General features: G+C 55.7%; 20 protein-coding genes. 5 read left to right on the top strand and 15 right to left on the bottom strand.

All coding sequences use genetic code 11. The features are described from left to right. Positions 1-291: 291 nt before the first annotated feature. The 4 genes from CHB83_RS21390 to CHB83_RS21375 all read right to left on the bottom strand — a co-directional run bounded on the left by CHB83_RS21390 (position 292) and on the right by CHB83_RS21375 (position 7,339). Positions 292-3,114, bottom strand: a complete 2,823-nt coding sequence (locus CHB83_RS21390; protein ID WP_143437236.1) for a hypothetical protein — start codon at positions 3,112-3,114, stop codon at positions 292-294. 208 nt (positions 3,115-3,322) lie between these two features. Beyond that, a complete protein-coding gene (locus CHB83_RS21385; protein WP_089334210.1) occupies positions 3,323-5,872 on the bottom strand; it encodes a DEAD/DEAH box helicase family protein in 2,550 nt (849 codons plus the stop codon). A gap of 197 nt (positions 5,873-6,069) precedes the next feature. Then, positions 6,070-6,357: a hypothetical protein gene (locus CHB83_RS21380; protein WP_089334209.1), complete on the bottom strand. Its 288-nt coding sequence runs from the start codon at positions 6,355-6,357 to the stop codon at positions 6,070-6,072. Continuing rightward, a complete protein-coding gene (locus CHB83_RS21375) occupies positions 6,350-7,339 on the bottom strand; it encodes a GIY-YIG nuclease family protein (RefSeq protein WP_089334208.1) in 990 nt (329 codons plus the stop codon). The genes CHB83_RS21380 and CHB83_RS21375 overlap by 8 nt, the downstream gene beginning before the upstream one ends. A 277-nt stretch (positions 7,340-7,616) precedes the next feature. Here CHB83_RS21375 and CHB83_RS21370 point away from each other — a divergent pair, with 277 nt between their 5' ends. From CHB83_RS21370 to CHB83_RS21350, 5 genes are all read left to right on the top strand, one after another. Further along, positions 7,617-8,135 (top strand): FtsZ/tubulin family protein, encoded by a 519-nt coding sequence (locus tag CHB83_RS21370; RefSeq protein ID WP_179225598.1) that lies wholly within the window; start codon positions 7,617-7,619, stop codon positions 8,133-8,135. A 48-nt stretch (positions 8,136-8,183) separates the two neighbouring features. Then, positions 8,184-8,417, top strand: coding sequence for a hypothetical protein (locus CHB83_RS21365; RefSeq protein WP_143437235.1), 234 nt, complete (start codon positions 8,184-8,186; stop codon positions 8,415-8,417). A gap of 181 nt (positions 8,418-8,598) precedes the next feature. After that, positions 8,599-9,510 carry a helix-turn-helix transcriptional regulator gene (locus CHB83_RS21360; protein WP_179225597.1) on the top strand — a complete coding sequence of 304 codons (912 nt, stop codon included), beginning with the start codon at positions 8,599-8,601 and terminating at the stop codon, positions 9,508-9,510. Positions 9,511-9,590: 80 nt separating this feature from the next. Beyond that, positions 9,591-11,480: a GmrSD restriction endonuclease domain-containing protein gene (locus tag CHB83_RS21355; protein WP_089334204.1), complete on the top strand. Its 1,890-nt coding sequence runs from the start codon at positions 9,591-9,593 to the stop codon at positions 11,478-11,480. Then, complete coding sequence (locus tag CHB83_RS21350; RefSeq protein WP_089334203.1) at positions 11,467-13,854, top strand: DUF262 domain-containing protein; 2,388 nt, start codon at positions 11,467-11,469, stop codon at positions 13,852-13,854. Before CHB83_RS21355 ends, CHB83_RS21350 begins: the two co-directional genes overlap by 14 nt. A gap of 76 nt (positions 13,855-13,930) precedes the next feature. Here CHB83_RS21350 and CHB83_RS21345 read toward each other — a convergent pair whose 3' ends face one another. From CHB83_RS21345 to CHB83_RS21295, 11 genes are all read right to left on the bottom strand, one after another. Beyond that, on the bottom strand, positions 13,931-14,314 hold the full coding sequence (locus CHB83_RS21345; RefSeq protein WP_089334202.1) for a hypothetical protein: 384 nt from the start codon (positions 14,312-14,314) through the stop codon (positions 13,931-13,933). A 16-nt stretch (positions 14,315-14,330) separates the two neighbouring features. Further along, positions 14,331-14,870 carry a hypothetical protein gene (locus CHB83_RS21340; protein ID WP_089334201.1) on the bottom strand — a complete coding sequence of 180 codons (540 nt, stop codon included), beginning with the start codon at positions 14,868-14,870 and terminating at the stop codon, positions 14,331-14,333. A 6-nt stretch (positions 14,871-14,876) separates the two neighbouring features. Then, the gene (locus tag CHB83_RS21335) at positions 14,877-15,764 is read right to left on the bottom strand and encodes a hypothetical protein (RefSeq protein WP_089334200.1); all 888 of its coding nucleotides are present in this window, start codon (positions 15,762-15,764) and stop codon (positions 14,877-14,879) included. A gap of 22 nt (positions 15,765-15,786) precedes the next feature. Then, complete coding sequence (gene traM / locus CHB83_RS21330; protein ID WP_089334199.1) at positions 15,787-17,205, bottom strand: conjugative transposon protein TraM; 1,419 nt, start codon at positions 17,203-17,205, stop codon at positions 15,787-15,789. A gap of 10 nt (positions 17,206-17,215) precedes the next feature. Beyond that, positions 17,216-18,118: a DUF4138 domain-containing protein gene (locus tag CHB83_RS21325; protein WP_089334198.1), complete on the bottom strand. Its 903-nt coding sequence runs from the start codon at positions 18,116-18,118 to the stop codon at positions 17,216-17,218. Positions 18,119-18,147: 29 nt separating this feature from the next. Then, positions 18,148-18,903, bottom strand: a complete 756-nt coding sequence (locus CHB83_RS21320; protein WP_089334197.1) for a hypothetical protein — start codon at positions 18,901-18,903, stop codon at positions 18,148-18,150. A 64-nt stretch (positions 18,904-18,967) separates the two neighbouring features. Then, entirely contained in the window at positions 18,968-19,594 is a 627-nt protein-coding gene (locus tag CHB83_RS21315; RefSeq protein ID WP_089334196.1) for a hypothetical protein, read from the bottom strand. Positions 19,595-19,612: 18 nt separating this feature from the next. Next, entirely contained in the window at positions 19,613-20,722 is a 1,110-nt protein-coding gene (locus CHB83_RS21310; RefSeq protein ID WP_089334195.1) for a hypothetical protein, read from the bottom strand. Then, the gene (locus tag CHB83_RS21305) at positions 20,719-23,334 is read right to left on the bottom strand and encodes a TraG/VirB4 family ATPase (protein ID WP_089334194.1); all 2,616 of its coding nucleotides are present in this window, start codon (positions 23,332-23,334) and stop codon (positions 20,719-20,721) included. The genes CHB83_RS21310 and CHB83_RS21305 overlap by 4 nt, the downstream gene beginning before the upstream one ends. Continuing rightward, on the bottom strand, positions 23,303-23,632 hold the full coding sequence (locus CHB83_RS21300) for a hypothetical protein (protein WP_089334193.1): 330 nt from the start codon (positions 23,630-23,632) through the stop codon (positions 23,303-23,305). The genes CHB83_RS21305 and CHB83_RS21300 overlap by 32 nt, the downstream gene beginning before the upstream one ends. Positions 23,633-23,641: 9 nt before the next feature. Then, positions 23,642-24,022, bottom strand: coding sequence for a DUF4134 domain-containing protein (locus tag CHB83_RS21295; RefSeq protein WP_089334192.1), 381 nt, complete (start codon positions 24,020-24,022; stop codon positions 23,642-23,644). Between the last annotated feature and the right edge of the window lie 5 nt (positions 24,023-24,027).

Raw genomic sequence — 24,027 nt, 5'->3', positions numbered from 1 at the left:
AGGCGACACCTTATATAGAAGCATCTGAAACGGTAAAGAAGCCGCGCTTTTTCAATGGCAAAGATAAGTTATGATAAGTGAAGGTTATCATAACTTAAAACCAAACATCCAGAAAAGGAGAGTAGGGATGATAATTAAGGGTTATCGTACCTGAACTATTAAATGCGTCCGCTTTCTATTAGGATTGCCTACCGAAGTATACCTACTTCCATCAAGGGACTGTAATAAGCCCAGGGCATCTTGCCAAACGAGGCAGGCGGGAACAGCGACTCATCGCTTTTCTTGGTAAGTTTAAAAGTCAGGCATTTCATTCCTCTGGACCTTGACCGGGGTGTAGCTTTTACCACTATGCGTGGGACAACACCCCTTACAAGATGAGTCAGGACAAATTAACCAACCGTTACTGCATGGTTTACAGTCTCTGCTATCAATCAAGCCATGACACTTGATGCAATGGGTAAACCTGATTTCTTGCCGGTAATCTGCGCAGGAGTTGTTCAGGCAATAGAATATCGGAACGGCATAGTAACCAAGAGTGTCAAAATCCATGGCCTTGGGCCGCAGGACAGATTTGCATGTCCGGCATTGCAAGTGGTCCAGAATCTCATTCATCCTGTTGGCCCATCCCGCAATCGTACTTATAACTAGGCGGTCGATAGAGTAACCTAGAACCGCCAGAACTTCGCTTATTGTCCAGTCCGAGAAATGGCCCCTAAGTTGCGGGTCCATGTTCGGCTCATAGCATGCACAGCCCCGACAATAGTGAATGTGTACGGTAGTGGAACGGTTCTGCTCGGAATCGTAAGCAGTAAGCGATTTCCAGGGACGACCTTCACAAAATATACCCAAGTGCTCGGTCACCCGATAGCGGGACCGGTCGATGTACACACGGGAGACGGAGCCTTGTTTCCACTCGCGGAATGTGCTATCAGACTGTAGTTTGCGCCCACTACACTTCCTGGATAATTTCTTAATTAAGAATGCATTTTTAAATGAGGAGTAATCGCCAGCTTTTTCCTGTTCAATTTCTTTGTAAATAAATGAGTTGAGCAATCCCAATAAATTATCACCAGACTGTGGAGCGCGTTTTATGAAAAAGCAGATGAGATTTAATGAGAGTGCCGTTGTTTTAATGCCTTCTGTTATAGTACGGAGCACCTCAATACCCTTGATGTGCGGCATTCCGGCTCCTTTTCCTCGTTGGTAAACACGGTAGAGCAGATATTTGATAAGGTATTCGCGTCTAATATCGTCACAGTTATCAACCAAACGCTTTATCGTGGCTGATTCAATGTGATACCAAGCAAACAAGCACATATAGCCCATATTGTCCTTTGCCCGGCCTGGTACTTGAAAAGCGTTTGTTTCGGATAAAATATCTACACAGTACTCAACAGAGGATTTGTTCTGCTGACACCAATCAGCAAATTCATGAAGCGACTCCTGCTTGTCAAAAACCGCGTTAGCCAAAAGTGCTTGTACAATGCGAATTGACCTTTGTTCAATACTCAGCTGTAATAGTTCATAGTTAGTTTCAACTGTAATAGCAGCCAGTAGCTTATCGTCAACATATTGGAACAGGTTGAGATCCTTTGATAAGACCTCATCGCACAGATTATGCTGAGAGTAACCCGGTTCACAGGGCCAAGCCTGTAAACACAGCTTTGCTATCAATGGTATATGCTGTAGCTCTATCAGGATTTTCAGCAATGAATACTGTTTATCCCTGAAGTCCTTAGATTGGAAACGCTCTCGTATAAATTCAGCCAGTAGCTCTTCCGCTTGGCTACTTTCCAAGAATCTTATATACTCTATAAAAGTGTCTACAGACCATTTGCTTTCAGCATTGGCGATTATAGAAACTTCTTCAACAGTCAGGCCTACTTCTACTTGCTGGCAGGCAGAAATAATTTTACCTAAATCTTTCAGTCCTGGGCTTGGATACGAACTTTCACCCAGTAATCTGAGAGCTACGGATTTGATATGCGCTTTGACTCCTATTGTGATTAGTCCGCCAGAAGCGTTTGGAATTTCGCGACAGAGCCTCTCGAAATCGCTAGTAGTCTTCACTACTACTGATTCCAGTGCAGAGGGATTGCCCGTTAATGAGTAAAGAGCCCGAATCACTGAGGACGAATACCGGGTTCTATCCGCTAACACGTGAGCTTCCAGAGTAGCTAGGAGAGCTTGTTTATCAGAACTGAAGTCTGATTGCTTGAGTATAATGCCAATATCATAGATGTCCCTTCCGTTCTGTTGTGAACGATAAGAACTCACAGATTCTAAGTGGGTTAAAATAAATACTTCAAGTAGTAAGTCGCCTTCATCGCCCCTAGTCTTAATTAGGGAGCCTAACTCGTAGCCTAACTGGCTTATGATAGAACCAGCGGTTACCCTCATTATTTCGCCTTTGCCTGCCCCCAGCCACTTGAGAGAAGACATAATTCCTTGTAGTTCAGATGGCTTAATGTAGCGGTCCCGTTCAATTTCCAAAAGCAGGCTTTCCCTTATTTGGTTTTGTAGGTCACCCTCTATGTGTAGCTTACGCTTGTGCAACGCGGCTACTATTCCTCTAAGGGTAGGTTGCCTGCGTTGCATTAAGTTTTGAAGAAAAACGAGAAAGTCTTCATTTTCAGCACGCAAACGCTCTAATCCCTGCCACGCTTGGTTTATGTCCCGTTCTGATACTGACTTATCAACTACGCCTTCTTGCAGTGTTGTCAATAGTTGTTTGCGTAGTGATGTGCTGATTATGGCACCTGCTTTGAACTGCGGGGCTCCCAGTAACCTAGGAATGCATTGTGACTTGTGAGAAAGCAACTCTTGCAGCGCAGCCAACAACTTACTATACGATGCCTCCTTTAACTGGACTACTTCGTGCGCTTTCGCTTTATCACTCGTGCGTTTCAGTCTAAATAGCACCAGACATCCATCGGGAAAGGAGTTACTTACAGAATCAGTATCATAAAACTTTACGGATTCTGGACAGGAATCAGATGCAGAAGCTATCTGGTGGATGACACCGAAGAAATTTTTGTGCTCGTCATAGAATTTTACCTCTCCTAAGCACAGGTCGGGGAGAATTTGAATGCTTTCTTCTTCGACCTTCTCCATGATGCAAGAGATAATATCTGCAGGAACGGCGGCCGAAACGGATAGGCCCAGGTTAGACTGAATGCTAACCAGTCGGTCAACCGATAACCCAATAGCTTTGCTAAGATTCTGGAGGTAGTTATCTTCTTCCATTCAATTTGTTGGCGTTTGAAACGGGTAACCAGGACGTGGTCTTTACGAAGGCGCTGGAGCCCATGGTCTTATATTCTCACCGGGCTCCTTTTACAGCGTTTTGCTTTCGGGTCAACAGTTGCAGGTTCTCAAAAGTGGTAAGGCCCCCATTGCTTATCGCCGTTATGTGGTCCAGTTGAAAGTCGAGCTTGTTTTTGCTTCGGTAATCGCCTTCGGCACTCTGGTAGTACCCTTCGCCATCGCGATGTTTCTCGTACACCTGGTCACTGAGCCATTTCCAGTACGCCGGGTTCTGCTCCCGGATTTCCCCCATCGGCAGTTCCTCTAGTCGGCGTAGCTCCTTCCGGTCGGTGGGGATGATGGTGGGGCGCTGGTAGAGGTCGGGGTTGCTGATGCGGCGGATGGCCAAATCAACTTCATGTAGGAAGTAGCGTTTGTCGTGGCCAAAAAAGGTTTTCCACTGTGATTCGTGCTCGTCCCACAACTGACTTTTGTAGGCTTCTTCCTGCGAACGACTGTAGTCGCCTGCCAGAATATCATTGGCCACGTTGGTTACATCAAACTTGGCCCGGTCCTGCAACTCGATATAGCTCGGCAGCGATTCGCTTTGGTAGTAGTACTGCACGATGTCCTTAACATCTTGCGGGCTGTACCCCGGGTACAAGTCGTGGCCGAAGAAAATCTGGCTCTCGATGGTCGCGCTTAGGTCCTGCAGCTGCGCTTCCGACAGGTAATCCGCCACCGGGGCCTTCAGTCCCGCTACCAGCGTGGGGAGTGCATGCATCAAATCGGCGTAGGGCTGCTTGAGGTTGCTGTACACGAGAACCTCGCAGTTCTTCTCCCGGGCTTCCTCCTCGAACTGACTTAATAAGGAGAAGTGGTAAATGCCGAGCGGCAAGCGCTCGATGAAGGGCATGTTTTCCAACTTCTCCTTGTCGGCTTTGTCGATGTGGTCGTTCACCAACACCGCGAACTCTTCAATCTTGCTGATAGAAATGAGCCGGACCAGCTGCTTTTGGGTGTTTTTCTGCGTGTCCCTGAAGTCGGTGTTCTCCTCGATTATCAACCGTTCGGGGTTGACCCAGGCAACCTTGTCCTCCCAGTTGTCAATGAAGCTGACGATGTAAGCTTCCTTGGTGCCGCCGGCCTTTTCGCCGCGCAGCCCCCGCCCAATCATCTGCGTCATCAAGGTCGGCGAGATGGTCGGCCGGGCCAGGAAAACGGTTTGGACATTGGGCAAATCCGTGCCTTCCGTTAGGATGTTGACGTTTATCAACACGTCCAGCTCCCCGGCCCGGAAGCGCTGGATAATCTCTTTGTTGCCCTTGCTGGAAATGGTGACGCCGGTGGCTTGGTCCCGAATGGAGGAGAGCACGTACTCGCAGCGGATGTCCTTGAGTTGAAACAGCTTTTTCAGGGCAATGGCGTTGTCCTGATTGAGTGCGAACACCAGGGTCTGCTTGTACTTGTCCTTGTTCTCGCAGTAGCGGTTGACGATGCACCAGTTGCGTTGGTCGTTTTGGGCGATAGTTTTGGCCGTTCCCTCGCCGATGCTGCCAATGTCGAAGTAGTTCAGCTTGTCCAGCTCCTGCTTGTTGAACAGGCTCAGGACGTTGAAGTCGGTTTCGACACTCTCAAAGACGGGCTCGGATAGGATGCCGCGGGTGATGAGCTTACGTAGGTCAATCTTGTAGATGATGTCGTCCGGGAACACTTTGGCCAACAGCCCCTGCTCTTCCTCGACCGTACGGAAGGGCGTCGCCGTCAAGCCAATCATCCGAAATTGCTTGACGCTGCCGCGGATGCTCTCGATGAGCTTTCTGTAGGTGCGGGCCGTCGCGTGGTGCGCCTCGTCGATGATGAGAAACACTTCTTCCTGGTTGACCAGCCATTTATCCAGCAGGTACTTGAAGCCGGCGTTCAGGCTGTCCTTGCTGGCAATGATGAGGTCATCGGTGGGCCGGATGTGCACCGGCTTGTCGTGAATGCCCGAGATGATGCGGTAGTTGAACGACGGCTTGGTACGCAGAATGTCCTGAAAAGCCAGCCGTTCATGGAACGTCGCCTTGGCCTGGTCCAGGAGTTCGTGCCGGTGGGCAATCCAGAGGATTTTCTTGTTCTGGTTAAGCAGGTTGGTGCACAGCCAATGGGCCGCCGTCAGGGTTTTCCCGCCGCCAGTTGGCAAGACGAGCAAGCCCGCAAAGGGCACCTTCCCGGACTTGGTGATTTTATCATTCAGATGCTGCAAGGCCTCCTTCTGGTGAGGATAGAGCGTAATGCCGCTGTCCTGCTTGACGACCTCAATGGTGCCGGCGTTGTCGTAGCTTATCTGGTCCTGGCCGTTCTGCATGGTTTTGGCTGCCCCTTCGAGGCGGAAGGTGATTCGGTCGGTGGTCCGGCGGTCAAAATGGGCGATAGAGCGTTGCGACTCGCGCTTGCACCACACGGTGATGTTGTTGGCTTGTAAAAAGGTGTCGATGATGGCAACCCGCTCGGGGTTGCGGCGGAGACCCATCCCGAACCAATCCAGGAAGTTGACATACTTCAACACCAGCAGCTTGCGGTCGCGCTCCTTTATCAACCCCAAGAGGTGTTCACAACCGGCGATTACTTCAGCCTCTTCCATATTAACGAGATGCGGATCCTAAGAAAAGACACAAGATAGGAGTAGCATTTTCACGGATGGGCTTAGGTTCACATTCTTGGTAAAGTCTCAAACCAGCATAAAATAAATCGCCTACGAACCATCAGCGACGGACCGTAGGCAATGCAAGCGAACTAAGAAGCTGCTCGTGCCACACTATCGCCATTGCCCCAGGTACGTTAATCCTGCCCATTTAGGTAGTCATGCCAGATTTCCTCCCACTCGCGCAAGTGCGCCTGCGCGGATTCATAGTTTGGGAAGTCGTAGGCAATGACATCGGCCAGGTACTCCTTCTCCCACAGCTTGGTGCCCGGGTGCAGCACATACACCGGCCGGGTTTTGTACTCCACCAGCAGTTGCCGCGTGTCGTTGCCATCCATAAGAAACGGCGACAGCTTGAAGCACTTGATTTGTGCCAAGTCGAGTGTTAGGCCTGCGTGGGTAGTAATGGTTGCTTTATTATTCATGGGACGCTTTCTGATTAAGGCCGTGGGCGCGGGAGCCGAGCTTTTTCATAAAGAGGTATTCGCGCTTGATGACTTCGGGCCGGGTCATGGTTTTGGGCAGGGTCATCAGAACCGTGAATTGGAAATGCCGGCCGTGCTGCGCGTCAGCCGCTAAGAGTTTTACTAGTTCCGCGTTGCCCCCGTGGCCACGCGTGGCCACGTAGTCCTTCCACCGGCCCCAAATACCTTCCGTGCCCGAAGCGGAGCCGATGTATTGCTTCCCACTGGACTGGTCCAAAATCAAATACACGCCGGCCGTTGCCGAGAGCATGCGGTACCACTCGTCGCGTGGCGACTGGCTGGTAACGAGTTGTGCCAGCTCCGCGAACGAGAGGGTGAAATCCAGGTAGTCGGTAAAAGGCTGGCTGAACGGCTTCGGCTGAATCTCCAGCACGGTTCTGCCTGTTTCCGGGCGTAGCCATTGATGCCAGCTGAGCGCGGCACGGCCCCAATCGAAGATGACCCGCTCTTTCAGGTCGTCAAAGCCGGGGACTTCAACCAGGTTGTAGTACAGATGCTCTTCCGTTCTCCGCTCAATACCCAGCACCTGGAAAACCCCCACGAAGCGGGACCGGCTGCCTGCCTCACCCAGGCAGGCCACAATGAATTCGCATTTGTCAAAAACAGGATTTCCCTGCTGGCGCTGGTAATCAAGGAAGGCGGGGCGGTGGTTGCGGTACAAGTCGTGCAAGTCCAGCCCACCACTGCCATCCCGGTGCCGGACGAGCTTCACCGTATTGTCCTGGCAGGGTAGACCGCGGGCATACAGTAGCTCCTGCAGGGTGATGGGGTTGCCGGATGTGCCTGCTTGCAGGGTATCCTTATACCGATAGGCGCAGCCATCCAGTACCCCCTGGTCCAGGCCAGGGTAGCTGAAGACAATCTCCCGGCCATCAGCATTCCGCAGAATGGCGCACAACTGCTCTGGGCCAAAACCCATCATATACGAGGCGGGGCTTTCAGCTTCTGGATACCGCTGGTGATAATCATTGAGCAAAGCAGCCAGTTCGCTTTCTTGCTCTAAAGAGGATTAGTCGGTCATCGGATTAGCGCCTTCTAGTTAGTATTTCAGCTTAATAAGGTTCAAAGAATGCGTCAATGCAAATCGAAGATATCCCGAATATTCAGCTCGTAAACGGCCTGAAATTTCGAGTTGGATGAGAACGACATGTTTTGTCGCTGTGGGCTCGCAACTTAGTGAGGAATCAGCCCGGCCCCTCATGCAAGCTTACCCCATTCTGTCTCATCCTGAGCTTCCAACCCAAGCAGCGGCTCTATTGACGTACTGGAAGCAGGAGGGAGTTGACCTATCCGCTGTGCAGGCGCTGACGCCCACCACAGAAAGCAGTCTGCTGACAGTCCTGCAGCATATTCTGACGTATACCGGCGAAATCAACGTGGACCACCAAGACGTGTGGGAAGTGATGAGCGACGCAACTTCTCTACAGTTTGGGATGGCAACCGGGGAAGGCCAGAGCCGCGCTGAGGTGACGGGCCCGCAGCTGTGGAACAGTTCCACAATGCTGGGTGATGGCTCCCTGCCTGCCCAACGAATCTTGCTGGCTATACAAAGCGGGATGTCTGCTGAGTTGGAAATGGATGAGCTAACGCAGATTCTGGAGTATCTAATGGACCAGACTGGCCGCCAAGCCGAAGTCGTGTTTGGACATGGGCTTGAGCCCGCGCTCGGCGAACGCATCCGGCTGCTACTCGTAGGCCGGCGAATCATTCTGACTTAGCTAAAGTCCATGCTACGCGCTATTCGAATCACAAAGCCTAGTACTAAGGTGCACAAGCTACCTGCAGCCAACCCTGCCGTTCCCGCTGCGGTGTCGCTCTATGTGGCTTCCGTGGCCAGTCAATATCAGAATCAAGGGCTCAGCCTAGCTGAGCTGGTAGCGGCCGGTGAAGAAGGATGGCAGCAGGCACAACGGCATTACGGGGCTGCCTCTGAGCAGCTTGAGCGATGGGGGGCATGGTGGGTAAAGGAAAGAGTTCTGCAGATGCTGGAAACCATGTGACTTGGTAGGGACAGCAATATATAAATGCCTGTTCGTGCTTCATTGCCAATCCTTATCTTGCACTCTGCCTCATGCAGATTTATGGCTTTCTGATGACGCTATGCTATTCTTTATCCCGTCAATTATGCCAAACGAATAGCCTGCTTACTTCATCTATCGCACGGTAGCTCCTATCCTTTTCGTGACCACCCACGCCCACTTTCTTCGTCAGCTACTTCTGGTACTGCGCCTGCAGAGCCTTCGCCGGGCTGTCCCTTTTGAGGAACTACGCAACTACTTGTTGGAACAGACTTCGCTGCAGGACCTGGCTGCTAACTATTCGCAGCGCACCTTCCAGCGCGACTTACCCAAAATCGCGGAGCGCTTCGGCGTTACCATTGCGCATGACCGGCGAGCAGGCGGCTACGTGATTACCTCGACGGACCCGCTGCCGGAAGGCTACCAGCGGCTGCACGACGCATTTGAGCTACAGGAATTCCTGCGGCTGCCAACGGCACTGAGCCCGTTTGTGCAGTGGGAATCTCGGCGCCCCCTGGGCACGGAATGGCTGCAGCCACTGGTGCGTTCCGTGCAGCAACGCCGCCAAGTATCTTTTCAGTACCACAAGTTCTGGGACGATGAGCCCTCGACCCGGACTGTCTCCCCGCTGTTGCTCAAAGAATTCAAAGGCCGATGGTATCTGCTGGCACACGACCCAGTTCGGGACGTCCTTCGGTGCTTCGGACTAGACCGCATCCAGGCGCTGGAATCGACAACTCATTCATTTGAGCCTCCTGCGAACTTTCAGCCCGAGGTGTACTACGCTCACAGCTTCGGCATTATTCGCCCGGACCATGAGCCACCGGCGGAAATTGTTCTGGCACTGAAACCAACGCAGGGCCAATACCTCAAGTCATTCCCACTACACAGTTCACAGCGTGTGTTGGTGGATACGGATGAGGAGCTACTGATTCAGTTGACTGTCTACAACACCCATGACCTGCTGATGGAGTTGCTGTCTCTCGGCGACCAGGTGCAAGTACTAGCCCCTGCGTCATTAAAGATGCAGGTTAAGCAGATTCATGCTGCTGCAGTTTCAGGCTGTACTACATAGTGGCCCAGGAGAGTCTTAAGCCATCAACCTGCCAAACCCAAACGCTTCCTAATCAACTTCACGCAATTGCCTTGTGCTTCATGGAAAACGCTGTACGACTCTATTCCATAGGCGAACTACTTGGGAAAGATTTCTTTATCCCGTCTTATCAACGCGGCTACCGCTGGGATAAACAACAAGTAGTTGACCTATTAAATGACATATCTGAATTTGCTAACAAAAAGAACAAGAACCCTGGGGAGTTCTATTGCTTGCAGCCTATTGTAGTTCGGCCCTGCCCTGAAGTTGCGACTGCAGCTGAGCCAGGTGACCCAAAGCAAAGCTGGGAAATTGTTGATGGGCAGCAACGGCTCACAACCCTGAAAATCCTGTTTGTGTACCTAACGCGGGTGCATCTGCCGCAAGATGAGTCCTTTGCCAGTGCCTATGGCAATGATATATTCACGCTACGGTATGAAACGCGGAACGATACCAACCGCTTCCTGGAGCACATTAGCGAAGGCAATGAGAATAGTATTGATTCTCATTACATCTCCCAGGCTTATAGCTATATCCGGGAGTGGTTTGAAAGCAGAGGGCCACAGCGACCAGCCCGTGATACGATAATCGGGACTCTGGTAGGAACCCCCGAGCATCCCAATGTACAGGGCATGGTAAAGGTCATCTGGTATGAGCTAGCTAAAGACGAAAATCCCATCGAAAGCTTCACCCGCATCAATCTTGGTAAGATACCTTTAACTAACGCTGAGCTAATCAAAGCCTTGTTTCTGCAGACCCGAAACTTTGGTCAGGATGCCAATGAGTTAGGGAAATTGCAACAACTCGAAATTGCCGGCGAATGGGACCGCATAGAAAATGCGTTGCAAAACGATGACCTGTGGTGGTTCCTGAACAAAGGAGCAAACAATGCCAGCGCCCGTATTGAGTTCGTTTTCGAGGTTATTCGTCAACAGGAGCGGCAGAAGAACCCTGAACTAGATAAGAAGACGGGTACGGATGGCCACGCCACCTTCCGCTTTTACTACTTGCGAGCCAATGTTGACCCCTCGCATGAGTTTATCAAGCAGGAATGGGGAACGGTGGTCACGCGCTTCAATCAGATGCTGGAGTGGTACCTGCATCCTGAGTGGTACCATTATATAGGCTTTTTGATTCATTGTGGGGAGCGCGTAGAAGACTTATTGGCTCTTTACGATGCACCTACCAAGAGTGACATTACTAAGCGCTTAAAAGCTAAGATTGCGGCTAAGCTGGTCGATAAATCAGTCGGTGTAGTGGAATGGGCCCAAGATGCTAATGACGGTGAAGCCTACCTGAATGTGAGCTATGACAACCGTGAGTTAGTTCGCCGGGTGCTGTTGCTCTTCAACCTGCAGGAAGTAATCCGGCAGCGCCACTCTTCCCTGGGCTTCACACGATTCCCTTTTAAGGCCTTCAAGCTTGAAAAGTGGGACATCGAACACATTGATTCATCCTCGGAAAATCCGCTTATCGTGCTGCAAGACCAAATTAGCTGGCTAGAAGCGGCACTGCACGATTTGCCCCAACTCAGTAATGATGCTGACTTGGTTCAGCGCATTGAAGACTTTCGGGCAGCACAAAAGAGTGAGGACCGGGAGGTATTCCAGGATATCCAGCAGGATATTATCAAACTGGCGGGGGAAGAAGTGAATGACGAGCTAACGAAAAACAACATTGGTAATTTGACCCTGCTGGATGCGAGTACCAATCGCTCCTATGGGAACGCCCTTTTTGTAACCAAGCGGAGAATAATCATTGAAAATGATGGGGCAGGGAATTTTATCCCGCCTGCTACTAAGAATGCCTTCCTGAAGTATCACGACAAGAAAGGTATCCACCGAACCAGTTGGGGCATCGACGACATTCGTGCTCACCGCAATCAAATAGCCACCGAATTACACGAGTTTTTGCCCACCAAGCCGACCAATAAGCAAGATGAGAAAGTATAACTTGGAAGAGCTGCTGGCTGGTGAAATAGGCATGGCGGCGCAGGAGCCTATCCGCTTTGCTGGCGTGCAGGTGCCCATGATTCAGCGCGATTACGCGCAAGGCCGAAAGTCGGAGGAAGCTGTGCGAAGCCGGTTTCTGTCGGCTCTGTTCGGAGCATTGGGCGGAAACAATCAACTAACACTCGACTTTGTATATGGCTCTGTCCAACTTCTGGACAAGAAGCCATACTTCGTACCACTTGATGGGCAGCAGCGCCTGACAACGTTGTTTCTGCTCTACTGGTACATCGGAAACCGTGAACTGACTGGTGATGATAAGGACAGGCTTAATGCCTGGTTGGGCAAGTTTAGTTACGCAACCCGCAGCACAGCCCGTGACTTCTGCGCCAAGCTCACAAGCGTAGACATAGACCCAGCTACCAAACCCAGCCAGACGATTCGCAACCTTGCCTGGTTTTACAGCAGCTACCAGCAGGACCCAACCGTCCAGGCCATGTTAGAAATGCTGGATGCCATACACAAGAGGTACGCCGAGGCAGCTGCAACAGACTTGTTTCCTGCACTAAAGCAGTTGTCGTTCTATGTACTGCCACTTGACGGTTTCGGGCTTTCGGATGAGCTGTACATCAAAATGAACGCCCGGGGCAAGCAACTCACAGGCTTCGAGAACTTTAAAGCTGACTTTATCGACTGGTTGCGAGCCGAAATCAATCCAGAGCGCGGGGAGTTTGCTGAACTTGTTGATTTGGATGGTCGCAGTATTCCTTTCGTTGAGGCCTTCACCATGAAGCTGGATACGACTTGGACCGACCTTTTCTGGCGAAATGCCAGGGTTGACAATACAGTCGATGCAGCCTATATGCGGTTTTGGCAGCGCTTTTTGCTGGCTATGCATTTTGTGGAACCTAACCCGGTTGCAGAAGAGACTTCGTTGCCGTCCGCATTGGATAACGGCCCGAACAATGAGATTTATAAGGGCTTTGCACTCTACAGAGCACTTCTAGCGAAACCTGGACGCGTGAAAGCTGCAGCTCGGCTGTTGGATAAATTATCTGACCATTACGATGCGATTGGCATAGCCATTAAAGAGTCTTGGGGCGAACAACCCAATAACTGGCACTTACTAGCCGCTTCCATCACCCAGCAACAACGCATCCTGTTTTACGCGGTAATGCGCTACCTGGAAACCGAATCATTTGACCAGCAAGCGCTACGCCAGTGGTTGCGGGTGATTTGGAACATCAGCGTGGACCCCGACATGCGTAGTGTTGATGCGATGGTTGCCGTTATGCGAATAGTCGGTAAGTTGGCAAAGGGCGCTGGTAACATCTATGAATTCCTGCTATCTGCTGAGTGCGATGAGATAGCAAAAGCGGAGCGTTCGTCCTTTATCAAATCTCAGCTGGGGGAGGAGCAACTCAAAGCACGGCTGATACAGGACAACACTGATTGGGAGCCGATACTAGTAGCAAGTGAAAAGCATCCTCTTTTTCAGGGGAATATCACGTTCTTATTGCTTGATGAACTCACCATTGAGGATTTCCAGCATCGAGCGTCACTGGCGGCACACTTGTTTTCAGTAAAGGGTACAAGCGAACATTATAAGAAAACCCACTTACTGATTCGTGCTGTTATCAGTCAAGCTCCTGATTGGAATTGGCTAACAGGCTTGGATATACGGGATGATGCCAATAACTGGCGGCTGCTTTTAAGACGTAGGCCGACAGTTATGAATTTCATGCGGCATCTTTTGTGCATGAATGATGAACAGGCTGTGAGTGAGGAATTAAATCGCTTAGTCACTCAGCCCTCCTCTCTTCAGTCAAGCAGTGAACATCAGCATGTACATGAGCATCTTTATCTTGAACCCGGATTGCAAAACTGGATACAACGGCAGGACGTGAATGCCACAGACTTAAGATGGAGGTATGACCATATTTTTGCACACAAATACTATGGACGTGATTACACGCGGGTCAGACTCGATACGTACCGTAACGAAATAGCCGACGGCTTGATTGAGCATCTGGATTTTACCACAGAGCAGCGGTGCGGTACCAGCAATTGTTTCTGGGGTGATACCGTGTCGTTGTTTAGGATTGAGGCCGATTGGACGATTACGGCCTACTTCGATGAATACGAGACCTTACGTATTGGTATCCGCCATTCTGATGGGTTGGCTCTAACAGAAAATGAACTTGATTCTGAAGCAGAACAGAACGAGTACTGGTTGATACGGAAATCATACATGTATAAGAATGTCTCAAATGCCGAAGAAGCATCTAAGCTTGTCCAGAGCATTAAAGAAGAACTGTTTGATAGCAGCTTTTTTCAAACTCGCATAAGTGTCCTAGCGATTGCGGCAACTAGCTGATGCTTTACTCTGATAATGACAAAGCCTAACCAGTCACTGGTTAGGCTTTGTCATTATCAGGGGCGAAACAGAAAATTTACTCACCGATTACATACACCGGTACGGCCTGCGCGTCGATGCCCCGGCCAGTCGCCTTCTTGACCTCTCTGCCATCCAGCAGGATAGCGCAGGTGATTTCCGAGGCCGCCGTACCGCCGTCGATACTGGCCAGGATGGTCAGGTTGTCGCCCTGCTTCATGGTCCGCTTAAACTTGTAGCTCACCGGCAGCGGTGTGTTGCTGAGCGTCGTATTACCGCCGCTTTCGTTGGTGTAGCTCAGGTAGTCCGAGGTTGACGCATTGGAGGTAACCTTGTATTCTACCTGATACTCTTTCGGGCCGGAGGGCGTGACATCGTTGTCTTTTGAGCAGCTCGTGACCAGAGCCGCGTAGCTCAGCAGTAGATAGGCAAGTTGTTTCATAGGTTAGAAGGAGTGATTAGCGAAAGTGATACCGCAGGCCAATGCTGCCCAAGCCTGGCCATTGGTCGACCAGCGGATTATTGAACAGGTAGCCTTTGGTGCCCGTGGCCACGAGCGAGAGCCGGTTGCCGAAGAAGAAATCCGCTTCGGCTCCTACCTGAGGGCCGTAAGTGAAGCGCTGCGGCTCTTTCGCACCGGACATCATCTCCCCGGTGCCGTTCTGGTTGGCCCACTCGTAGCCCGCGCCCGCACCCACCAGCAGGTGCACGTAGGCCACCTCCCCGAGACGGAACAGCTGGGGCGAGAGCAGAACCCGGCCCTGATACACCGAGTATTCGCCGCGGGTAGTCAGGGTGCCGTGCTCGTAGCCCCCGCTCAGGCGCAGGGCCAGGTGGTTGGTGAGCATGGGCGTATAGCTCAGCTCGTAGTAGTCGCCGGTTTCGGAGCGACCGAGGTGTGCCCCCCAGGAGGCCAGGTGCTTGACGTGCCGCTGGGCGGAGACCGGCAGAATGCCGACCCCCGCGAGCAGAAGCACCACTAACAGGAGCTTTTTCATAAGATGCTAGCGCGGCCGTGCACGGTCCATTTTAATCAGCGCGTTACGGCTGAGGGTCGAGGCGTATACTGCTTCGGCGGCCTGATGGGCGGGGCCGGCCTGTGAGGCTTCCATAAATAGCCGGTCGCCCTGCTCGCGCAGCTGCATGGCCTTAATCAGGTTGTCGTTCGAGGAGTTCAGGGCGGCTATCCGCTCCCCCTCGGTCATAGCATAGCGGCCGGGATTCTTCAGCGTGGCCTGCATTTCCACGCTTTGCGCGGTCATCTCGTCGGCAATTTTGTAGTAGTTCACAGCCATAGCCAACTTGCGCTTAGCCATCATCTCTTCGGCCGCAAACAGGGAAACCGTGGATTCCTCGCGCTTGGCCTGGTACTGGTCGCTGGTCATATTGCCATTGGGGTCGGCCGAGCTGGTGCCGAAGCGCGAGAACACGTCGTACATCGTATTCACGTCCTGCATGGGGTTGGTCAGCTGCAGGGCCTGTCGCAGGCGCTGGGCCTTGGCGTATACGGGCATCATCTGGTTGGTCTGGCTGCGGCCGGACATGGCCAGGGCCCGCGCAAACAGCTCCTGCGGGTTGGAGAGCCGCAAGTCCTGAATGCTTTGCACCTTCCGCAGGTCGGCCTGCACCTGCTTCTGCAGGTCGAGCCCTTCCTGAGTGAGGCTGCGAACTTCACTAGTGATGTCCTTCGTGACGCCGGCAATCTGGCGGGCATCCTTTACTACCTGGTAGTTCTGCACCGTGGAGGACCACTGCTGCAGGCGCTTGGCAAACTCGCCAATCTGCACGCCCATGTGCAGCGGGTCGTTAACCACCATCTGCGCCCGGGCCTGACCGGCCGGGGCCAGCAGCAGCGCAACGGCCGCCAGGGCCGGAAAAAGAGTCTTTTTCATTGTCGTGGAATGGGTGAAAGGATTAGCGTCCCGACGCCGTGGCCGGCCCCATCTGGCCGGCGGCAGCCGTGGTAATCAGGATGGGGTAGCCGTCGGGCAGCAGCACATCCCGCAGCTTGGTGCGGGTTTTGGGCCGGCTGAGCACGCCCATGGCCACGCGCCCGCCCACGCCCACCATCGAGTTGGCCGCTGAGGCGGAGCGGTCGATGGCGGTGCTGACCTCCTGCATGGATTGCTGCTGCAGGTCTTGGCCGGTGAGGCTGGCATCTTTGGCTACCCGCTTCACGGGGTCAATCATGATGCCGGGCATGTAGTTGTAGTCGTAGATGCTGGCCGCGACCCGGTTGGGCCCGAGGCGGTTGACTTCCAGCATCACATTGTTGGTGCCCACGGTGGCAACAGCGGCGAAGACGGTGTTCTTCGGGAAGGTTACACCCGACACCACGGCATCTTCCTGCAGCCGCAGCAGCACCACGGAGCCAGTTCGCACCTTCTGCTCGCCGTTGATGACGCACTTGAAAAAGACGTCGGGCACCAGTTCCGCCTGACTGCTCTGGGCCATCATCCGGGCGGAGCCCGCGACCTTGACGGTATTGAAGCCATCCATGCCGGGCGCGCTGGCGCGGTTGGCCAGGCTCTGCGCGACGGCCCTGGGGTCACGGTAACGCTTGCCGGTCATGCGCTCGTAGGCGGCGCGGGTTTCGGGTGGAGACGTGCTCAGCATGGCCAGCACATCCGGGTCGGTTTCAAACGGTGTGCCGTCGGTGTCGGTCGCCGGCAGCAGCGCGGCCCGCGCCCGGCGCGCCGCGCCGGAGCTGGTCCGGCGGGCAACGCTGCCAGCTACCTGGCCCGGCCGCCGCCGGGGCACCACCAGCGTCTGGGCATGGTACGAGCGCGTTGCGGGGTCCTGCACCGTGGCTTCAATGGTATCCACGTCGGCCGCAGCGAGGCGGGCTTCCTCCTGCCGGCGGCGCGCTGACGACGTGAGGGCCGCCGCCCGCTGCTTCCGCCGCTGGGCCTGCCCCAGCGTATCGGCCACAAAGGCTTCCGCGACCTCGTCGGTGTTGAGGCGGGTGGGCGTGCTTTGCGCCTCCTGCTCCAGTCGGCGCTGCTGCTCTATCTGCGCGGAGGGCGAAACTGGCTCTGCCGCTGCTGTGGGGGCCGCCTTAATCTCGGGCTCGATGTTTTCCGAGGCCGCCGCTACGACTTCCTTCTTCTGCTGCGCAGCCTGAGTGGCCGAGCGCAGCCAGAGAAACAGGCCCATGCCGACCAGCAGCACCAGCAGGCCGGTTAAGAGGAGCCAGTTGTTGCGCAGCGTTTCCAGTGGCGTAGCTTTGGACTGGCCGGCGGGGGCAGGCCGCTGCGGGCCAAAGGTCTCCGCGTCGTCGTGCGCCGCTGAGCCCATGGTTGGGGGTTGGGTGTGGGGATTTACGGGTTCCATAGCAGCGGCGTTAGATGGTAGAGGCTCTGTTGATGACCCGCGAAGGCACCGGCAACACCAGTACCCGCGCCCCGTTCAGCTCCCGTAGGGTCACTTCCAGGTAGCCCCGGTCAGTGGCCGCGTAAAGCGGAATGGCATAGGTCAGGTAGCCGGTGGTGCGGCCCGTAACCACTTGGTTGGCTAAGCCGCCCGAGGGAGCCAGCGGCCGGCGCGCTTCGTTCTTCTTGCGGGCCAAGAACTTCTTATGGGCGTTTTCCACCAGCTGGAAGTCGGTGAAGTCGACGTTGTAGTCAATGGCTGAGTGGTTGATGACCTTGAAGCGCAGGTAGGTAAAATCCTTGTCGTTGCGCACGTTGGCCAGCGACAGTACCAGGTCGTTGTCGACGACCGCCACGGCCTGGTGCTCTTCCCTGGTTTTGCGCAGCTGGCTGAGCTTGCCCTCAACTGCCGCTTTCTTCTCCCGCTCCTTATCCAGGGCCAGCTCATTCTCCGGGGCCGCGCCGGCCGCCGTGCCCTCGCTGGTGCCGCTACTCACGCTCAGCGCGCCGTCTTTCTGAAAGTCGTAGAGCTGCAGCACCGGCCGGTTCACGTACACGAGGCGGCCCATCCAGTACTTGGAGCCGTAGCGGATGAGGATGGGCGTGGGCGGTGCGGATTTGCGGCGGGCGCGCACGAACACCGCGTTGGCTTCAATCTTCACCAGGTAGTTATTGGCCATGCCCACGTCGACCAGCGAGACGGGACCGCCGAAAACGAGGTAGGTAGTGGAGCTGTCTGACACGGCCACGTCCATCAGAGCCGGAGCCGTTGGGGGTGCCGCGGTGGGCCGCAGCACGGCAGTGGAGGATTGGGCTGACGTGGCCGACGCCAGCAGCAGGGGCAGGCTCAAGGCCAGCAAAAGCTTGGAAAACATAGTGCGATGCGCTTGGAGAAAGGATAGAATTAGTTGCCCGCTGCGGGCGCAGCCGGAGCTGCTGTCGGGGCAGGCGCGTCGCCAGCGGCGGGAGCCAGGGCCCCGGCGCTGCGCTGGGCTTCCAACAGGGCCCGCTGCCGGTCGGCTTCCTGCTCCTTCAGGGCCTGTAGCTCCTCCCGCGACACCTGCGGATTGTAGGGGATGTAGTCGAAGTTGGTGATGAGCATCCCGTAAGGGTTGGCATCGGAGCGGTTGGTTTCGGTCAGGTTGAACTTGGCGGCGAGCGGTAGGGGCTCTTTCTGCTCGCCCCCGATGAAGATGCGCTGCTTGATGTACACCCGGCCCGACCAGGGGCGGTGGTTCATATCGATGCTCACGCTGTCCACCGTTACCACGTTGCGGGCGGCGTACCGCTCGTAGTTCTGCAGCACCTGGCCCCGCGTGAAGCCGTCGTAGATGCGCCGGCCGCCGCGCCCCTCAATCAGGGGCAGGGCCGCGTCCAGGTTGGTTTTGTAGGTGTATTGGTCGTGGCCGAACATGGTCTGCATGAAGTTGCGCACCAGGTTGCGGGCCTCGTAAGGCGTGTGGGTTTCGGTGGTGGGCGCGGAGAGCGCGGCCACCGAGCCGGTCTGGCCTACCACGTACACGCGCCGGCCGCTATTCTCGTAGGCGCGGTACACCAGAAAGCCCGCCGCCAGCGACACGAGCAGCAGGGCCAGGACGCTCCCCATCGCCAGGTTGCGCATGGTGGAGAATGAGGTACTTAGGTTTTTGGCGGAGTCCATTAAAAGGGCTGATTAAGTCAACAGGAGGCGGTTTTTAAGGCCAGGGCTTTCTTCCCCACTGCCCCTAGTTGGCCAGGGGCAGATACACTTGCTTGTCTTGGTAGGGGTATACCAGCAGCCGCTGAGCATTATCCCGGTCGAGGTAGGTGTAGAGCACCCCTTGCACCGTGATGGGCTCCCTGGGCCGCACCTGCACGACCTTGCTGCCCACGCTCATCTCCGAGATGTAGAAGCGCATCAGCGAGTCTTTCGGCGTCTGCAGCACCAGCAAGGCTGATTTAGGCTTGGTCTCCACGTAGCCCGTGGGCTTCCAGCGTAGTACCGCCTCGAACGGAATCTTGTAGCCGGGGCCTACCTTGGGGTAGCCTGGCTTCACCCCGATGCGCCACATGGGCGGCAGGCTAATAGTGATGGGCTGCAGGGCCTGCCCTTTCACCGACATCAGCTCCAGGTAGCCTTCGGCCGGCAGCAGCTGCTCCACGCCGGCCCGCACATCTACCGCCGAGGCTGGCCGGGCCGGTGGCAGAGCGTAAGCCGCTTTTTGCGCCGCCATACGGGCCTGCTCCGCAGGGCTTTCCGCTTGCGCTTCCAGCGCGTCGGCGAGGGCCGCGTTGGCTTTTTCTTCTTTGGATTGACAGGCAGTGGCCAAGCCCAGGGTCAGCAGGGCCAGGTAGCGGGTGGGATAGTTCATCGGAAAGGAGGGGATTGGTTAGGCCGTCCACAGCCCGGAAGGCCGTTGCCGGTAGGAAGGATTGAGGGCATCGGACATTGTAATGGAGGGCAGGCCTGCCGAGGCCGAACTGCCGCCGCTTGGGGCCGGGCCGGGGTCGGCTGAGCCGCCGCCCGTGCCCCCGCCGGAGCCACTCCCGCCCGAGGTGCCGCCGCTGCTCATAGCCCGGCCGATGGCCCCGGACACGCCGTGGCCGCCGCCAGCCATGCCGGCCGAAACGCCGGCCGCCGCCGCTGCCGCCGAAGTGGCCATGCCCACTACGGAGCCCACGAACCCTTGCGCGGCTGAGGAGCCGATAAACAGGCTCGTCAGGTAGGGTACCATGAGATAGAGCATGATGAAGGCCACCGAGACAATCAGCTGGCGGGTATCTGATTCTGCCGCCACCGGGGCGGAGAAGACCCCGCCGAAAGTGGTGTTGGAAGCAGTGTAGAAGGTGTAGAGCAAATCCAGTAGGGCAAACGACAGGCCCCAGAACTGCACGGCCAGGAAGTTCTGCAGCCACTTGATAGCCAGTTGGCCAAAGGCCGGCACTACCGACAGGCACAGGGATATGGGGCCGCACACGAACAGGAAGCCCAGAATGAACTGCTGGATGAACTGCATGATTTGCCGAATCAGCAGCACCACTTCCCCGGTCACCAGCTGCAGCAGAATGTTGGTCAGGCTGAACGAGGTGATGGTTTTGAGCAGGTTGGCTATTTCCTGCGCCCCTTGCTCCACCACCGTTTTCTGCGACAGCGTTTCCGAGGTGCTGATGGTCGCGCCCAGTGCCGAAGCGGCCGTGGAGCCGTCGGGCGTGGCAAACATGCGGGTGAACCCGGCAATGCCCGAGCTGAGCGTATCAATCAGCTCCTTATAAAAGAAGAGCAGGAAGAATATCCATACGGCTTTGATGATGGGTCCCCAGTCCATGGCCAGCCCGTTGCCCGAGATAAAGCCGCGCCCAATGGTGTAGAGCAAGGCAATGAGCATGAAGGTGGGCGTGATGTAGCGGCAGGCGCGCAGCACGATTTGCAGGGTCTGGTCGCAGGCGCTCAGAAAGCCCGGGTCGGCCCCGTAGGCGACCATTAGGTACAGGCTACTCATTGGGCTAGGACGCCCTTGCGGGCCTGTTTATCCTCCACAAACTGGTCAACGGCGTAGTCCAGCCGCTGCACCTTCACGGGCTCGTACTGCGGGTTGCCGTCCGCGTCCAGCTTCGGCCGGCCGTTTCGGTCCAGCACCGGCTTCAGGTTGGTCTGCTGGTAGAACTTGACAAGCTTGTTGAGGTAGTTGCGCTCCACCGGCTTGGAGGTCAGGATAGCATCGAGCTGGGGCGAGGCCTCCACCCCGAATATCTTGCCCTTGGCGCCCTGCTTGATGAATATTTCGCGCAGTGCCTCGGTGGAGCGCACCGACTTAATCAAATCCATCTCGTGGCCGGTCAGGCCGAGCGGGGCCTGCAGCTGCGCCAGCGAGTCGAGGTTGACGTGGCGCAGGATAATCTTGGTGGCCGAGTTGTTGATGATGGCCGGCCCGATTTTGCTGCTGGTAATCTCGGTGATGCCCTGGGTGATGATGGTCACCGAGCCGTTGGTTTTGCGGATGGTGCGGTACATGGACTCTATAAACTCCGAGAGCACCCCCGAGAGCATGGTCCAGGCCTCGTCCAGGGCGATGTACTTGATGTCGTCGGGAAACTTGCGGAACAGGTCCAGGCTCAATTCGGTGATGAGCATGGCCACCACCGGGTAGAGGTCGGGGTCGGCCTGGACCTTGGCCAGGTCAAAGCAGATGAGTCGGTACTCCGACAAGTCCACGTCGCGCTGGGCGTTGAGCACCCGCTCGTAGCGGCCGCCGGTGATGTACTGGCCCAGCACCAGGAAGAACTGGTGCATGTCGATGTACTTCAGATTTTTCTGGTACTGCCGGCGGGCCCCATCCAACGGGTCGGGCTCCACCCCGTCGCCGGGCTGGGCCACGGGTTTCTGCATCTCGTGGTCAAACTGCTCCACAAAGCGGTAGAAGCTTTCCATGCCGGGAAACTCCTCGTCCTTCTGGTTCAGGCGTTCACTCTCGTTTAGGCGGGCGTAGTACTCAATCAGAAAGCGCGAGAGAATGGTGCGCTCCGACTTGTCCAGCGCGGTATCCTTGCCGCCCTTCCACAGGGCCGCGAGCAGGGCCAGGTGGAAGTTGGTTTTCTCGTCGTTGTAGAGCCACTTGCCCGCCGCGTCGCGCGGCACCACGAAGGGGTTGAACTCGATGGGCCGCTGGGGGTCGTATTCAAAGTAGGTGTTATCGAAGTCCTCCCCGTTGAGCGACTGCAGCACGTTGCGGTAGGTGCCGCCCACGTCCATGATAATCTGCCGGGCACCCTTCTCGAAGCGCTGCACAATCAGGTTGCCGAAGGTGTAGCTCTTGCCCGAGCCCGAGGGCCCGATGACAATGGCGTTCTGGTTGTCCAGGGCCGTGTTAAAGAGGTTTACCTGCACCAGGTTGCGGAATCGATCGGTGAGGTACTCTCCTACCGGGTCGGTTTTGTAGGTGGCCGTCCAGTGGGTGTAGCAGGCGCCCCGGTCCGACGAACAGGTCAGCCAGCGGTCGGGCACTTGGTAAGCGTTGCCGGGCAGCAGCCCGAAGAACACGGGCAAAGCCAGGTAGCTTTCGACCACGCTTTCCGTGCCGAACATATAGCGGAAGGCGGCCGTGGCCCGCTCCACGTTCTCGCGGCGGCTATTGTCGTTGGTATCCCACAGCAGCAAGGACAGATGGAGGCCCACAATCTGCTTGTTTTCGGCCCGCACTTCGGCCGTGAACTCCTCGACTTCAGCCGCCCGCAGCGCATTGTCTTGCGTGGAGAGAAACGAGAGTGAGGCGTTCAGCTTGCGGTCAGTATCCAGCGAGCTAAGCTCGGCTCGGGTATCCTGAATGAGCATAGCCTGCGTCAGAATGTGCGGGCACTGCAGAATGTGGGTGAGCGGGTAGAGCATGGGCGCGGTGACGCCATAGCTATTCTTCACCGCCGGGTGGGCCTCGCTGCCCTGGCCCACCATCGAAAGGATGTTGACCCGGTGCTCCCCGACGCTGAGGGAGCCCATGTCGTTGCCAATCTCGCGCTCCTGCCGGGTGGGCTGCCCGTCGAAGTTCAGGTTGAAGTACTGTAGGTACAGCTGGTGTATCTGCTGGCTGCTTAGGCGCTCGAACGTCACACCGCCCAGGTTTTTGATGCCCTGGATGAATTCCACGGCGCTGGCTTCGGCCACCTCCAGGGTCTGGACGAGCTGCGCGAAGGGGTTCTTCATCAGCGCTTCCCCGGCGCGGGCCACCAGCGCATTCACCGCGTTGGTGCGGGACGTTTTTACCGCTACCGGGGCGAAGGATAGGAACAGGTAGGACTTCTGGAAAAGCACCAGACGCTCGAAGAAGTGCTTGTTCATTTTGCCCTCGAAATAGGTCTGCTGCGTCTTGTCCTCGCGGTAGGGCCGGTCATAGTACACATCCGTTTTCTGCACGATGGTGCCCACCGGCAGCGGGCGCAGCACGCCCACCTGCGCGGTCTGGAAGGCTTCGTAGTCGTCAACCGTCCAGCTTTCCATCTCGGCCGGCTCAATCACGAAGCCCACGGCGACGCGACCATCCTTGAAGACCACCTTATTCTCTTCAAAGGAATGTACCGGCATCACGGCGTCAAACGCGGCTGTTTTTGGTTTTTTTGCCATGATGAGCAGGGATAGGGAGAGAGCCCACCGCTAGGCGGCGGGGCTGGATGAACGTGTAGGAGAGCCAGCCCATCAGGAAGCCGGGAGCCTGCGTGCGGGTGAGGTAGCGAAGGCCCAGGATGAGCCCCGCTTCCGAGAGAATGACTACCAGGTAGACCATGCGCGGAATCTTGACGGCCATGCCTAGGAAGCCCAGCAGCAGCACCGAGCCGATGAACAGGCCGACCAGTAGCCCCAGATCCTGCAGGTTCATGCCCAGCACCTGAGCGGGTCGCTCGATGGATTTATAGGAGCGCATGAGAAAGGCCTAGTTGGTTAAGCCGCCGCCCTCGCTGCCGCCAACGGCACTCACTAGGTCGTCCTTGAAGAGTTGGAAGCCGAACCAGAGCAGCACCCCGCCCACGAGCCAACCCAACGAGCCCAGCGCGTCGGGCGAGCCCTGGATAAACTTCATCACCACCCGAATCAGGCCAATAATCAGGATGATGGCGAAGATTACCTGCACGATGCCAATCACCTTTTCCTTGACCTGCGTGAGGGCTGCTTCGGCGCTTTGCGCCTGGGCCGCGCCCGTAGAAAGGGCCAGCACCGTCAGTAGGGCGTAGCCGCGCTGCTCCAGCTTAGACGGTCGGTAGGCTTTGCCGGCTACCACCAAGTTAGCCGCCAGATTGAGGGGTTTGTTAAGCATAGGAA

Origin of the sequence: Hymenobacter mucosus (assembly GCF_900188255.1) — a bacterium.
Classification (GTDB): Bacteria; Bacteroidota; Bacteroidia; order Cytophagales; family Hymenobacteraceae; genus Hymenobacter; species Hymenobacter mucosus.
This window is presented reverse-complemented; position numbering and strand designations above follow the sequence as displayed.